This window comes from Stenotrophomonas sp. SI-NJAU-1, assembly GCF_020883215.1.
Taxonomy (GTDB): domain Bacteria; phylum Pseudomonadota; class Gammaproteobacteria; order Xanthomonadales; family Xanthomonadaceae; genus Stenotrophomonas; species Stenotrophomonas indicatrix.
In genome coordinates, this window is sequence record NZ_CP086598.1 from 2398334 (window position 1) to 2410981 (window position 12648).

The window sequence follows — 12648 nt, forward strand, 5'->3', positions numbered from 1 at the left end:
CTGGCGGGCAAACGCACCTGGAATGTTCCGGCGTGCCATTGTCCGGCCTCACAACTGCCAGGAGCCGATGTCCGCGTTGCCGGCCTCACCGCCGGGCTTGCTGTCTGCACCCAGCGAGAACACGTCGATATCGCCGTGGGTTCCGGGGTTCTGGTACTGGTAGGGGTGCCCCCACGGATCATCCGGCAGGCGGTCGAGGTACGGCGTGACCGGCATCGCGCCGCTGCCCTGCGGCGGTTTCAGCAGCGCCTGCAGCCCCTGCCCGGCACTGGGGTAACGCCCATTGTCCAGCCGGTACAGCTTCATGGCCTGCATCAGTGCGGCGATGTCCTGGCGTGCCGCCACCACGCGGGCCTGGTCGGGGCGATCCATCAACCGGGGCACGATCAGTGCAGCCAGAATGCCGATGATGACCACCACCACCATGATCTCGATCAGGCTGAAGCCCTGCTGCCGAGCCCTGCGACCACCCATCTGCATTGCCATTGTTCCGCCCTCATCATCCTGGAAGAGACCGCCGCCCCATGGTCAGCGGCGCATGTGTCAGTACGATAAACATCCTGCGGAAATCGGCCGTTCCTGCAGCCGATCACCCACACGGCGCGCATTCCCCACGCAGGCAGCGTCCAGCAGTGACGACGGAACGCGCGCAAGCGTTTCCTCCACGCAGTGCTGCAGCAGTGGCGCGGCACACGCCTGCAGCAGGCGCATGCACTGCAGGGGAGACCAGGCCATGCCATGATCGAAGCCGATGAATTGCCGGTACACCTGGTGATAGCGAAGATCGTCGTGCAGGCGCTGCACGCTGCCAGGGGCGCACAGCGCGATCAGCAGCACCGCACGCTGCACCATGCGCACCTCCGCGCTCTCCTGCGCAAGCGTGGCCAAGGCCGCTTCAGGCCACGGCTGCAGGCATGCGTCCAGCGCCTGCCGCAGCAGCATCAACGGATGGCCGCTGACATCCAGCGCTGACCACCTTGCCGCATCGGCCCAGGCATCGCTGGACAGCATCCACACCCACGGCTGCCCATAGCGCTGCACATTCACTGGGGCGTGCCGCGCCTGCTCCAGCGACTGGCTCAGGTGGCGGTCCAGCTCCAGCATGCTGATCCTGCGACTGTCGTTCATCGGCGTCGCCTGCGCTCCGCGACGCGGGAGCGTCGTACTCTGCAGAAGACGTCAGCAAGGCAGCCGAAGCGACAGCACGAATGCGATGTTGAGCAGTGCGTGGCAGCATCGCGGGAATGTCACCGCAACGTCATCCTCCTGCAGGCTTGCAGGTCCAGGCGCGGCGCCTCTCCGCCACACCGCCGGGCCAGCACGACAACGTCGCTGCGCTGCGCGAATGCCGCCAGCGCGTGCATCGCGTCCGCGTCATCCAGCAGCGCCGCCGTCGCCGCCTGCAGCAGTGGCAGCTGCCATCCCTCCATCTGTGCATCGCTGGCGGCCACGAACCAGTGCCACAACCGGTGGTAGCGCACGTGATCGTGAAGTGCCGCCAGACCCTCGATGCCGTGCATGGCCATCAGCAACAAGGCACGTGCCAGTGCAGCGGCAGGCAGCATTCCCGATTCCGAAAGTGGCAGCGCCTGCCGCTGCAACCGCAGCAGCATCGCCAACGGATGGTCCTGTGGCTCGAACTCCAGCAGCACCGCCTGCTGCCGCCACTGCGGGTCGGACACCACGCATACCCACGGCGCGCCATAGCGGTGCACCATCAGCGGCCGCCGCTGGGTGGTTTCCAGCAGCGCCGACAGATTGCGGCGCAGATCCAACACACCGATGGTCTCGTTGCGCATCCTTGGCCTCTCCATGCATGCAGCGGGCGTGCGCGTCGCGCGCAGCCAGGGTCTTACCCCAAGACGGCAATTCCACCGGGAAAGCGACGCAGGCCGAGTGACAGCGTCTGCCCGAGCTGCTCCAGTGCGGCATCCGGATCATCAATGCGGAAGCGACCACTGACCGGCGCCCGCGCCAATGCGGATTCGCCCAGCAGCACCTTGCCGCGCCGGTAGCGGTTGATCTCGGCCACCACCTCACGCAGCGGCGCGCGGCGGAACACCAGCATGCCTTCGGTCCACGCGCTGACTTCGGCCGCCACGGCTTCGGCCACCACGCCACTGAGGCGCTCGTCATACACCGTCTGCTGGCCGGCCTGCAGCTGCAGGCGACCTTGCGGATGCTCGATGCGCACGCTGCCGTGCAGGCAGGTCACGCGCACCTGGCCATCGGTGTTGCGCACATCCAGGCGTGCTGCGCCCTCGTCGGCCACCAGGCAACCCGGCCCGGCGAACAGCGCCAGGCGCGCTCCCGCAGCGGCCTCGATCGCCGCCTGTCCCTGCACCAGCTCGAAGCCTTCACCCTGGGCATCACTGCGCCGGCGCAGGCTGCTCTGCGTATCCAGCTCGATCTTCAGGTGCGGCGTCGGCGCAATCTGCAGCCGCTCGCCGGTACCGGTATGGAAATCGGCGGTCATCGCCGTCACCGAAGGCCACAGGCCCAGTGGCGGGTGCAGCGCAGCCACCACGGCCAGGCCCGCCGGCGCTGCCACGGCCGCACCCAGGAATGCACGCCGGCTCCAGCGTTGTGCCGGGGTTGCAGGCTGCGGCTGGCGCGCAGCGGCAGGCAGCTGCTCACCGGCCAGGCGTACCTGTTCCCATTGCCGCTTCGCGCGCGCAAAGGCGTGCCGATGGCCGGGATCGGCCTCGCACCATTGGCGGAATTTCCTGGCATCGGCCGCAGTGGCTTCGCCCGAGGTCAACCGTACCACCCACGCGTGGGCCTGGCGCTCCACGGCGTCGAGCGGGCGGTGCGGTTGGTCGTCAGCGTCCATGAGGGCTCTTGCCGTCCTCGCACGTTGCGGGGTTCTGCTCGGCGTCAAAGTGTAGACGGATGCCGTGCCTCAGAACCGCACCTGCCGTCCCTGCCCGCTGCGTTCGGCCAGGTAATCCTGTGCGGCTTTCAGCTCACGCTGCACCAGCCGCAACGACACGCCCAGGTGCTCGGCCACATCGCGCTGCTGCAGGCCGTCCACGCGGATCGCCAGCAGTATCCGGCGGCGGCGCTCGGGCATCCGCTGCAGCAGGCCGACCATGTCTTCCAGCGCCATCTCCTGCTCGGCCGCCTGTGCCGGCCCCGGGCCGGGATCGGCCATGTCCATCAACGTATCCACTTCTTCCAGGCTCAGCAGGCGATGGTCGGCGCGCTGGCGGTCGATCACGGTGTTCATCGCCATGCGCAGCAGGTACGCCGCGGGGTTCTGTACCGGGTCCAGGCGATCGCGACGCGTGCTCAGGCGCATCCAGGTGTCCTGCAGCGCGTCGCCGGCCAGCTCTTCCGAGCCCAGCTTGCGCACCAGGCGGCGCTTCAGTTCGTCGTACGCGCCCAGCAGATGGTCCATCAGGTCCACCGCCCCAGCCGTGCTGTTGCTCATGTTCGATTCCTTGACGTCATGGTTGGGGCGGGCGCCGACCACAGTCGTGGCCCGCGCTGGAAGGACGAATCTGCAGGGTCACCGGCTGCGGCAGCGCGGCAGCATCGGCGTCCACCCGCAGCGACTGCATCGCCTGCAGAAGACGCGCATCGCGGCGGGGGCTGCCGCTGCCGGCAAGCAGTTCGGGTTCCTGCACCTGGCCGTCGTTGGCAATGCGGAAGCGCAGCGTCGCCGCATAGGCGCCCGGTGCAAGGTCAGGGTCGCCACAGAACGCAGTGCGCAGCCGTTGCTGCAGGTCGCCGAAGCGGCGACGCTGCCCGAGGTCGTTGGCCACACCGGTCGCAGAGGCCTCGGCAGCGGCGTGTGCGGCGCGGCGCAGGACCACGCGCTGCGCGCCGATCAGCTCGGCCTCGACACCCGTATCCTGCAGCACCACCTGCAGCGCCTGCAGTGGCGGCAGGCTGGCCTGCAGCGGATGGCTGCTGCGGCCCGTGCCGAGATCGCCGGGATACATCACCGACCAGCCACTGACGACGCTGAAGCGCTCGACCGCCTGTTCCAGCGGCTGCGCGGGAATGTCATAGGCGCGGATGTCGTCCTGTGCGGCGGCAGCGAAGGCGAACAGCAACCCGGCGGCGGCCGCCACCCTCCAACGTCTGATCGCATGCTGTCCATTCAGCCCCCTGACGTAGAACACATGACCCTCGGCAGCGACATCAGCTGCAGCGGCGAAGCGCGGTGCGACCAGGCGGGTCGACCTGCGCACGGCCGGCAAGCGGGTCAAACCGTAGCGGCGTCACGTGTCATTGCGATGACGGCGGCGCGCAGGGGACGCGCCGGGCCGTTCAGACCGGCAGTTCAGTGGTCTGCTTGATCCGCTGCATGGGGATTTCGGTCTTGGTGTTCTGCACCCCGGCGATCCGGTTGAGGTGCTGTATCTGGAACTGCCGGTACGCATCAAGGTCGGCCACGGCCACCCGCAGCAGGAAGTCGCAGTCGCCCGCCATCAGATGGCATTCAAGCACTTCCGGGAAGGACTTGATGCTGTTGATGAAGTAGTTGGTGGTGTCTTCGTCCTGGCCACGCAGCCACACGCGGACGAACACCGTGAACCCACGCCCGATCCTGGCCGCGTTGAGCAGGGCCACGTAGCGATCGATGTAGCCGCCCTCTTCCAGCAGGCGGACCCGGCGCAGGCAGGCGGACGGCGACAGCCCCACCTGTCGCGAAAGCTCCAGGTTCTGCAGGCGACCATCGCGCTGCAGGGCGTCGAGGATGCGGCGATCCAGGTTGTCGAGCTGGTACTGCATGAAATTTCACCCATCAGGCCTATGGGCGCATGATATTCCACATTCCGTCGACTCAATGGCATCAACGCAACCCGATTTCGTGATCGGACCGTTAGCATGGGCCACCCCCACCCGTTGTTGATCCATGCACGCCCGAACCACCCTGCCCCTGCCTGATCCCGCGTGCGACACCGCACCGCGCGCCGAATTCCTGCGCGGCCTGCGCGCCGCCGTGCCGGTGATGATCGGCTTCATTCCTTTCGCCCTGGTGCTCGGTGCCCAGGCCGCCCAGAAGGGCCTGTCGGCGCTGGAAGTGCCGCTGATGACCGGCCTCAACTTTGCCGGTGGGTCTGAATTCGCCGCGGTCGAACTGTGGACTTCGCCGCCACACATCGCGCTGATCGTAGCGATCACCGCACTGGTCAACAGCCGCCACCTGTTGATGGGCGCCAGCCTGGCGCCGCTCCTGCAGCACCTGCCGCGCCGTCGCGTGCTGCCGGCGCTGTTCTTCATGTGCGATGAAAGCTGGGCACTGGGCGTGGCCGATGCGCGCCGGCGCGCACTGGGCTTCAGCCTGTCCTACTACCTCGGCGTGTCGGCCGGCCTGTACACCGTGTGGGTACTGTGCACCGCGCTGGGCGCGATCGTCGGCCCACTGCTCGGTGACATCCACGCCTATGGCTTCGACATGGCCTTCCCCGCCGTGTTCCTGGTGTTGCTGCGTGGCATGTGGCAAGGCATGCGCGCCGCCCGGCCATGGCTGGTCAGCCTGGTGGTGGCAGCGGGCACCTACCTGCTGGTGCCCGGCGCCTGGTACGTCGCCAGCGGCGCGCTGGCCGGTCTGGCCGCTGCGTGGCTGCTGGCCGAGGACGCCGCATGATCTTCAACGGCCTGATCCACTGGACCTCGGTGCTGACCATCATCCTGATGGCCGCCGCCACCTATCTCACCCGCATCATCGGTTTCCTCGCGCTGCGCAACCGCACCCTGAGCAAGCGCGCGGTGACGGTGATGGAAGCCGCCCCGGGCTGCGTGCTGATCTCGGTGATCGCCCCGGATTTCGTGGCCGACAAGCCGGCCGATCTGGCCGCACTGGCGATCACGTTGCTTGCGGCCACGCGGCTGTCGATGCTGCCGACGGTGCTGATCGGCGTGGTATCGGCGGGTGTGCTGCGGTATGTGATGGGGTGAGCGCCAGAGGACATTCGTCGCCTGTTTGCAATGGAGTCGTGGACGAAGCACACACCCGCTCAAATTGCGCGATTTGTTGTGCAGGTATCGCAACTCTAGGAGTTTGCAACGATTCCGATTGCCCAACTCTACGCGTGTCGCTATCGATGAGTGGCCGATGCAGGAGCTTGAGCTGGTCGGCCCCTTCAAATAGATATGCGGAGAATACCGATGCAGAATCTGCGAATGATCATGGCAGCGGTTGGAATTGCATTTGGCACAGCTGGATGCGGCCCAGTCGATTGGCAAGTCAGTGCATCCTGCGAAGAAACGAAGAAGTGTCGCATTGAGGGAAAGATCGGTGGAAAGATCGGAGGCGGCGAGCGCTCAGGCGTTCCATGGCACGAGCGTGTTCTGAGATTCTCTAGTTCCGAGATTCCCGATGCAGCACAATTCGATATTGACGTATCAGGCTCATCTGTCGCCTTTCCGGCCAATGGGCTAGTCACTCTTCTGCTGTTTGATAGTCGACTAGGCGCCGCTACCGCAGCCCGACAGTTCCACTGGCAAAGAAGTGGGAACTCACTGAGGTTGAGCAATCCCGATGAAGTGAATGCTTGGGCGGCCAGTGCAGCCGGGACGGCAGACGAGCTGAGATACGACCTTGCAACTTTCGACGTTGGCGCTGTTCCCGGGCCCAACACAATCGCAGCTTCATCACGATATCAGGGAGCAACCAAGGCGGCCTCGGTCTCCGACTTCCAAGTCTGTACAAAGTATCCCTCTCCCTATCAATGCGGAATGACTCCCTGATGCAAAAGCGCTGGCCTGGCTTCACCGCTGCCCGTCGGATGCTATCCGGTGGAGCCGGGCCGGCCGCTCTGGCTCTTTCAATCAGCGCCTGCCAGTCCGTCCAGCTACCGCAACGTGATCTCATAAGCGCAGATGGTGCCTTTGCAACTGTCCTATCGGGCAGAGGACATGGCTTGCAGGTCGGTACGCTATCGGTATTGCCGGGCTCGGAAAGCACAGCAAAAGTGGCGCGATCGTTGGAATGCGCGAACGGGCCGGTAGAAACCCATATAGGTTGGGTTGGGCAGGACCCCGTTTCAGATCAGCTTGCACGGATATGCACTGATGCTACACATGCCGTCCGGCTCGCACTTCAAACAGTGAGGCTGAACGATACACCGGTCCGCTACCAGGTCACGATCGTCAGCGACGGCGGCGGCATCTGGCAACAACCTGCCAGGCCAGTCCGACCAGAACTGGTGGTGGCGTTCTGGTTTCCCGCTGGCGACGACGCTGCTGCACTGCGTGCGCGCGTAATCTCCACCACCGCGCACGAGTTCCACCATATCGCCACCGCGATGGCAGGCCAGCGTCGATGGGGCGCGCACCGGGAACCGGAGGCCTACCTCGCCGGAGCATGTGCGCTGCTGGCGATTGAAGGTGAGCTTCGGCGCGAGCAGCTACCTGGCCGCCATGATCCCCGCGCTGACAGCCTGCTGCCGGCGGCTGCACAGCGCTCTGGAAATGCCGGCAACGCGATGGGCCAGTCGCTGCAGGCATTCTTCAGCGGGGATCGTATCCAACGCGATGACGAAGAAGGGCGCGCACTGCTACGGCACTGCCACCACACCATCGGGTTCCCCGCCATCGCCCACTAGCGCCGCCCCTCCCTGCGACAGCCGGTCGCAGCCCCCTCCGGGCACACGCTTGACCTATATCAATCCGCTCCACGCCACGGGCGCGTATCTCTATGCAGGAACCCAATACGCCGGCGTCACCGGCATCCAAAGGACCTGCGATGAGCTACACCCCCGACAACGCCCAGCTGCTCAACGCCATGCAGAACGTGATGGTGATCTCCACCACCGACCTGCAGGGCAACATCACCTATGCCAACGACCTGTTCTGCACGCTCACCGGGTTCGCGCGCGAGGAACTGATCGGCCAGCCGCACAGCATCGTCCGCCATCCTGACGTACCCAAGGCCGTCTACAAGGACATGTGGGACACCATCAAGGCCGGCAAGACCTGGACCGGCATCGTGCCCAACCTTGGCAAGGGCGGCGTGCTCTACGTGGTCGACACCACCGTGCAGCCGCTGTTCGACGCTGATGGCAACATCACCTCGTACATCAGCATCCGCCGCGTGGTGAACGACCTGATGCAGAACTACGACCTGGTCGAGTTCAGCAAGGAAAAGTTCGACGACTTCTACGAGGCTGCGTGAACGCCATCCCCACACGCAGGCCCATCAGCCGGCTGCTGGTGGGTTTCGCCTCCGAGTCGGGCAACGCCCGCGCCCTGGCCCAGCGCCTGGGTGCGGACCCGGACCTGCAGCCGCATGGACCGCAGGTCCTGACGTTCAATGACATCGATGTGGCCAGCCTCGGCCACGGCGATGTGCTGCTGGCCATCTCCAGCTCGTTCGGCGACGGCGAGCCACCGGCCAATGGCGAGCGCTTCTTCGAATCGCTGCGACAGGCGCCCGCCCTGCCCGGACTGCGCTACGCGGTGTTCGGCCTGGGGGATACCGGCTACCCCAGCTTCTGCGGATTCACCAAGGCGCTGGATGCAGCGTTGAGCGATCGTCAGGCGCAGCCACTACTGCACCGTGTCGACGCCGACCTCGGCTACGAGCAGTTCTTCCAGCAGTGGCGGCCGGTGCTGGGCCAGGTACTGGACGGTGATGCGACCGCCGGCCAGGATCTGCGCCTGCAAGTGACGGCCTACGGCGAAGACAACGCGTTCGCCGCCGGCATTGTCGAACGGCGCCGACTGAATGACAGCACCCCCGCCGCCTGGCACCTGCAGCTGGACATCGCGGGCAGCGGCATGGCCTACCGGGCCGGCGACACCCTGCATCTGGTTCCGGAAAACGATCCTGCGCTGCTGCAGGCCCTGGCCAGCTGGTATGGCGATTCCAGCGCCGTCGACGCGCTGCGCGACCGCGAACTGCGCCTGCTCAGCAAGGGCGTACTGCGCGAACTGGCCAGACTGGGGGGTAGCGACGCACTGAAAAGCCTGCTGAAGATCAGCCAGAAACGCGAACTGGACACCTACCTGCATGGCCTGGACCTGCTGGACGTGCTGCAGGACCACGCCACCCCACAGTCGGTTCCGCTGGCGCGATTGCGCGAGCTGCTCTCACCCTGCCTGCCGCGCGCCTACTCGATTGCCTCGCATCCGCGCGATGACCAGCTGAGCCTGTGCGTGCGCGAAGTGCGCTACACCCTGCGTGGCCGCGAACGCTTCGGCACCGCCACCGGCAGCCTGCTGCACGGCGGCGACACGGCGCGTGTGTACTGCCGCTCCAATCCGGGCTTCCACCTGCCCGAAGGCGGCAACGCACCTCTGCTGCTGGTGGGCACCGGTACCGGCATCGCGCCGCTGATGGGCCTGATGCAGGAACTGCAGGCCACCGGCGATGCGCGGGAGGTCCATCTGGTGTTCGGCGAGAAGCACCGCGAGCATGACTTCCTGTACCGCGAGCAGTTGCAGGACTGGCAGGCGCGTGGCGTACTGGCCAGCCTGCACACCGCGTTCTCGCGCGATGCTGCGCAGAAGGTCTATGTGCAGCATGTGCTGAAGCAGCAGGCCACGCAGATGCGGGATGTGCTGGCCCGTGGCGGCCACATCTACCTGTGTGGCAACAAGAGCCACCTGGAAAGTGCGATGCGCGAAGCCATCGACGCGATCGGCGGCGAAGGCCATTGGGATGCCCTGCGCAGTGAGGGTCGCACCCACTGCGAGCTGTATTGAACCGTCCCTACGACGCTGCCGGCCAGCGGCCGGCACTACCCGCGTGGATACACGGCGCGCCAGGATATGGCCCGGCACGACCGCCGCGCGTCATCCGCCGACGATGCGCCCGTCCACCACGCGCGCCACCTGCTGGCCGAACACTGCCACATCCTGCGGGTCGTGGCTGATCAGCAGCAGCGGAATACCGGTTTCATCCAGCACGGTTTCCAGCTCCTGGCGCAGGTGCTGGCGCAGGTCGTGGTCGAGCGCTGCGAACGGTTCGTCCAGCAGCAGCGCCTGCGGCCGGGTCACCAGTGCACGCGCCAACGCCGTGCGCTGGCGCTGTCCGCCCGATACCTGCGACGGCAGCAGATCCGCCACGTGCTCGATCCGGAATGCCTGCAGCCACTGCTCCACTGCCTCGATACGGGTGCCGCGCGGTGGATTCGACCAGCCCCGCTGCAGCCCGAACGCCACGTTCTGGCGCACGCTAAGGTGCGGAAACAGCGCGTAGTCCTGGAACACATATCCCAGGCGACGACGCTGCGGTGGCAGATCGACCCCTGCTCCCGCATCGAACAGTGTCTGCCCGTGCAGGCGCACATGCCCATGCTCCGGGCGCAGCAGGCCGGCCACCGCTTTCAGCGTCAGGCTCTTGCCGGCACCGGACGGCCCGAACAGCACCACCTGCCGCTGCGTGCACTGCAGTGCAACGTCCAGCTCGAACGTCAGGCCGGACGCCTGCAATCGCCGCTGTACCTGCAGGTCAAGCCACATCGCGCAGCTCCCGACGGCGCCCACCCACCAGCCGCGCGGCCAGCAGCAGGATCACGATGCACACCACCGACGTCAGGATCACCAGCGCATTGGCCTTGCCATCCTGCCCCGCCTGCACCGCTTCATAGATGGCGATCGACAGCGTCTGCGTGCGGCCCGGAATGCTGCCGGCCACCATCAGCGTGGCGCCGAACTCACCCATCGCCCGTGCGAACGCCAGCAGCAGGCCCGCCAGAATCCCGCGCCATGCCAGCGGCAGGGTGACGCGGAAGAACACCGCCGCTTCGGACACACCCAGCGTGCGCGCGGCCTGCTCCAACTGACCGTCCACTTCCTCGAATGCAGCGCGTGCCGGTTTGAACACCAGCGGAAACGACGCCACCGCAGCAGCGATCACCGCCGCCTGCCAGGTAAACACCAGGTTGATGCCGAACCACGACTGCAACCAGGCGCCGATCGGGCCATTGCGCCCGATCAGCACCAGCAGGTAATAGCCCAGCACCGTCGGCGGCAGCACCATCGGCAGGGTCAGTATCGAATCCAGCAGTTCCCGACCCGGAAAGCGCCGCCGCGCCAGCAGCGCGCCAAGTGCCACGCCGGCAACAAGATTGATCGCCGTGGCCCAGCCGGCCACCTTCAACGACAATCCCAGTGCGCTCCAGTCCAGGTCCATCCGTCAGGGCTTGCCGAACCCGTGCTTGCGCAGGATCGCCTGGCCCTGCGCCGAGCGCACGAACGCCGCGAAGCGCCTGGCTTCCACCGGCTGCGTGCTGGCCTGCACCACCGCCAGCGGATAGGCGATGCGTCCGGCAACCGGAACCTGGAACGCGCGCCGCACGCGATCAGGCATTGCCTGCGCGTCGGTGGCGTAGACAAACCCCGCGTCCACCTCGCCCCGCGCCACGTAATCCAGCGACTGCCGCACGTTCTGCGTACTGATCACCTTGCCCTGCACGGCCGGCCACAGCTTGGCGGCCTGCAGCGCTCCCCGCGCGTAGCGGCCCACCGGCACGCTGTCCGGGTTGCCCACTGCGATGCGCTGCACGCCGGCACCCGCCAGATCGGCCAGTGCGCGCGGCGGCGCCTTCGCCTGCGGTGGCACGACCACCCACAACGCGTTCACCGCGAAGACCTCACGCGTACCGGCCGCCAGCAGCTTCTGCTGCGCAGCCTGGTCCATCGTTGCTTCATCGGCCGAGGCGAACACATCCACCGGCGCGCCGCGCGCGATCTGCTGCAGCGGTACGCCGGAAGCGGCGAAATTGAAGTCGACCCTGCTGCCCGGGTTCGCCTTCTCATAGGCTGCGCCCAGCTCGCGGAAGCTTTCGGTAAGGCTCGATGCCGCCGACACCGTGAGGTTGCCAGCCCACGCAGGCAGCGTGGCCAGCAGGCCCAGAAACACCATTGCCCATCGCTTCATCGTCGACTCCCTGGCCGTGTTCAGTCCGGTTCGGAATCCCTGGCCACGGCCAGCGCCGCCAGCCGCTCGGGTTGCAGCAGCAGCATCTCACGTTGGTTGACTGCAATCACACCCTCATCGCTCAGCCGCCGCAGCACGCGACTGGCCGTCTCCGGCGCCATCCGCAGATAATTGGCGATCTCGGTGCGGGCCATGGTCAGGTTGAAGCGGGTCGCGGAAAAACCACGCCGCGCGTAACGCGCCGACATATCCAGCAGGAACGCCGCCATCCGCTCCTCGGTGCGGTGGTTGGCCGCCAGCGTGGCGACCTTGCCGATCTCCGCGCTGAGCAGGCTGAACAGCTTGGCCTGCAGCCCCGGCATGCGGGTGGCCAGCAGGCTCAGCTTGGGAAACGAAATGCGGCACAGGTGCACCGTATCCAGTGCCACCGCATTGCAGGGGAAGCGCGAACCGTGAATCGCATTGAGCCCGATCACCTCGCCCGGCAGAGCAAAGCCCAGCACCTGCTCGTTGCCCTGGCTGTCGTCGACGAAGGTCTTGACCATGCCTGCGCGCACAGCGGCGATGGAATCGAAGGCCTCACCCGCACGGAAGATGTATTCCCCCGCATGGAACGGCCCCACGTGGTCGACCAGCACATGCAGTTCGCCCAGCGCCGTCTTGTCATAGCCCTGCGACATGCATGCATCGGAGAAGGCACAGGTGCTGCAGAAATGCAGCGCGTCGCCATCATCGGCGGCGGCAGGATTCGGCGTGGTCCGGCCGGGCCGGGCCTGTGAGGGCGGAGTTGAAGACATCGGGACAGC

General features: G+C 66.5%; 16 protein-coding genes. 5 read left to right on the forward strand and 11 right to left on the reverse strand.

Features of this window, described 5'->3' with window-relative positions:
- Window positions 1-48: 48 nt before the first annotated feature.
- The 7 genes from gspG to LMF57_RS11025 all read right to left on the reverse strand — a co-directional run bounded on the left by gspG (window position 49) and on the right by LMF57_RS11025 (window position 4743).
- Window positions 49-486 carry a type II secretion system major pseudopilin GspG gene (gene gspG / locus LMF57_RS10995; RefSeq protein WP_033831258.1) on the reverse strand — a complete coding sequence of 146 codons (438 nt, stop codon included), beginning with the start codon at window positions 484-486 and terminating at the stop codon, window positions 49-51.
- Window positions 487-543: 57 nt separating this feature from the next.
- A complete protein-coding gene (locus LMF57_RS11000; RefSeq protein ID WP_127563311.1) occupies window positions 544-1128 on the reverse strand; it encodes a hypothetical protein in 585 nt (194 codons plus the stop codon).
- 119 nt (window positions 1129-1247) lie between these two features.
- Window positions 1248-1799, reverse strand: coding sequence for a hypothetical protein (locus LMF57_RS11005; protein ID WP_229289846.1), 552 nt, complete (start codon window positions 1797-1799; stop codon window positions 1248-1250).
- Window positions 1800-1852: 53 nt separating this feature from the next.
- Window positions 1853-2833, reverse strand: a complete 981-nt coding sequence (locus LMF57_RS11010) for a DUF4880 domain-containing protein (protein WP_229289847.1) — start codon at window positions 2831-2833, stop codon at window positions 1853-1855.
- Window positions 2834-2902: 69 nt separating this feature from the next.
- Window positions 2903-3433, reverse strand: coding sequence for a sigma-70 family RNA polymerase sigma factor (locus LMF57_RS11015; RefSeq protein WP_025874363.1), 531 nt, complete (start codon window positions 3431-3433; stop codon window positions 2903-2905).
- Window positions 3434-3449: 16 nt separating this feature from the next.
- Window positions 3450-4130, reverse strand: coding sequence for an STN domain-containing protein (locus LMF57_RS11020; protein WP_117311919.1), 681 nt, complete (start codon window positions 4128-4130; stop codon window positions 3450-3452).
- A 148-nt stretch (window positions 4131-4278) separates the two neighbouring features.
- Window positions 4279-4743, reverse strand: coding sequence for an Lrp/AsnC family transcriptional regulator (locus tag LMF57_RS11025; RefSeq protein ID WP_208083339.1), 465 nt, complete (start codon window positions 4741-4743; stop codon window positions 4279-4281).
- A 124-nt stretch (window positions 4744-4867) separates the two neighbouring features.
- Between LMF57_RS11025 and LMF57_RS11030 the strand changes: the two genes are divergently transcribed.
- The 5 genes from LMF57_RS11030 (at window position 4868) to LMF57_RS11050 (ending at window position 9663) form a co-directional block, all read left to right on the forward strand.
- On the forward strand, window positions 4868-5602 hold the full coding sequence (locus LMF57_RS11030; RefSeq protein ID WP_229289849.1) for an AzlC family ABC transporter permease: 735 nt from the start codon (window positions 4868-4870) through the stop codon (window positions 5600-5602).
- Window positions 5599-5913, forward strand: a complete 315-nt coding sequence (locus LMF57_RS11035) for an AzlD family protein (protein ID WP_033831264.1) — start codon at window positions 5599-5601, stop codon at window positions 5911-5913. Before LMF57_RS11030 ends, LMF57_RS11035 begins: the two co-directional genes overlap by 4 nt.
- A 965-nt stretch (window positions 5914-6878) precedes the next feature.
- Window positions 6879-7562, forward strand: a complete 684-nt coding sequence (locus LMF57_RS11040) for a hypothetical protein (protein WP_229289850.1) — start codon at window positions 6879-6881, stop codon at window positions 7560-7562.
- A 140-nt stretch (window positions 7563-7702) separates the two neighbouring features.
- On the forward strand, window positions 7703-8131 hold the full coding sequence (locus tag LMF57_RS11045; protein WP_005409905.1) for a PAS sensor domain-containing protein: 429 nt from the start codon (window positions 7703-7705) through the stop codon (window positions 8129-8131).
- On the forward strand, window positions 8128-9663 hold the full coding sequence (locus LMF57_RS11050; RefSeq protein ID WP_208083343.1) for a sulfite reductase flavoprotein subunit alpha: 1536 nt from the start codon (window positions 8128-8130) through the stop codon (window positions 9661-9663). The genes LMF57_RS11045 and LMF57_RS11050 overlap by 4 nt, the downstream gene beginning before the upstream one ends.
- A 90-nt stretch (window positions 9664-9753) precedes the next feature.
- Here LMF57_RS11050 and LMF57_RS11055 read toward each other — a convergent pair whose 3' ends face one another.
- From LMF57_RS11055 to LMF57_RS11070, 4 genes are read right to left on the reverse strand one after another with little or no spacing between them, the layout of a single operon-like run.
- Complete coding sequence (locus tag LMF57_RS11055) at window positions 9754-10422, reverse strand: ATP-binding cassette domain-containing protein (protein WP_208083344.1); 669 nt, start codon at window positions 10420-10422, stop codon at window positions 9754-9756.
- The gene (modB, locus tag LMF57_RS11060) at window positions 10412-11095 is read right to left on the reverse strand and encodes a molybdate ABC transporter permease subunit (protein ID WP_208083345.1); all 684 of its coding nucleotides are present in this window, start codon (window positions 11093-11095) and stop codon (window positions 10412-10414) included. Before modB ends, LMF57_RS11055 begins: the two co-directional genes overlap by 11 nt.
- A 3-nt stretch (window positions 11096-11098) precedes the next feature.
- The gene (gene modA, locus LMF57_RS11065; protein ID WP_229289851.1) at window positions 11099-11842 is read right to left on the reverse strand and encodes a molybdate ABC transporter substrate-binding protein; all 744 of its coding nucleotides are present in this window, start codon (window positions 11840-11842) and stop codon (window positions 11099-11101) included.
- Between the two features lie 20 nt (window positions 11843-11862).
- The gene (locus LMF57_RS11070) at window positions 11863-12639 is read right to left on the reverse strand and encodes a helix-turn-helix domain-containing protein (protein ID WP_229289852.1); all 777 of its coding nucleotides are present in this window, start codon (window positions 12637-12639) and stop codon (window positions 11863-11865) included.
- Between the last annotated feature and the right edge of the window lie 9 nt (window positions 12640-12648).

Bases quoted from the DNA above. Each gene is read 5' to 3' on its own strand.
- gspG (WP_033831258.1), bottom strand. From the start codon at position 486: ATGGCAATGCAGATGGGTGGTCGCAGGGCTCGGCAGCAGGGCTTCAGC.
- LMF57_RS11000 (WP_127563311.1), bottom strand. From the start codon at position 1,128: ATGAACGACAGTCGCAGGATCAGCATGCTGGAGCTGGACCGCCACCTG.
- LMF57_RS11005 (WP_229289846.1), bottom strand. From the start codon at position 1,799: ATGCGCAACGAGACCATCGGTGTGTTGGATCTGCGCCGCAATCTGTCG.
- LMF57_RS11010 (WP_229289847.1), bottom strand. From the start codon at position 2,833: ATGGACGCTGACGACCAACCGCACCGCCCGCTCGACGCCGTGGAGCGC.
- LMF57_RS11015 (WP_025874363.1), bottom strand. From the start codon at position 3,433: ATGAGCAACAGCACGGCTGGGGCGGTGGACCTGATGGACCATCTGCTG.
- LMF57_RS11025 (WP_208083339.1), bottom strand. From the start codon at position 4,743: ATGCAGTACCAGCTCGACAACCTGGATCGCCGCATCCTCGACGCCCTG.
- LMF57_RS11030 (WP_229289849.1), top strand. From the start codon at position 4,868: ATGCACGCCCGAACCACCCTGCCCCTGCCTGATCCCGCGTGCGACACC.
- LMF57_RS11035 (WP_033831264.1), top strand. From the start codon at position 5,599: ATGATCTTCAACGGCCTGATCCACTGGACCTCGGTGCTGACCATCATC.
- LMF57_RS11045 (WP_005409905.1), top strand. From the start codon at position 7,703: ATGAGCTACACCCCCGACAACGCCCAGCTGCTCAACGCCATGCAGAAC.
- LMF57_RS11055 (WP_208083344.1), bottom strand. From the start codon at position 10,422: ATGTGGCTTGACCTGCAGGTACAGCGGCGATTGCAGGCGTCCGGCCTG.
- modB (WP_208083345.1), bottom strand. From the start codon at position 11,095: ATGGACCTGGACTGGAGCGCACTGGGATTGTCGTTGAAGGTGGCCGGC.
- modA (WP_229289851.1), bottom strand. From the start codon at position 11,842: ATGAAGCGATGGGCAATGGTGTTTCTGGGCCTGCTGGCCACGCTGCCT.
- LMF57_RS11070 (WP_229289852.1), bottom strand. From the start codon at position 12,639: ATGTCTTCAACTCCGCCCTCACAGGCCCGGCCCGGCCGGACCACGCCG.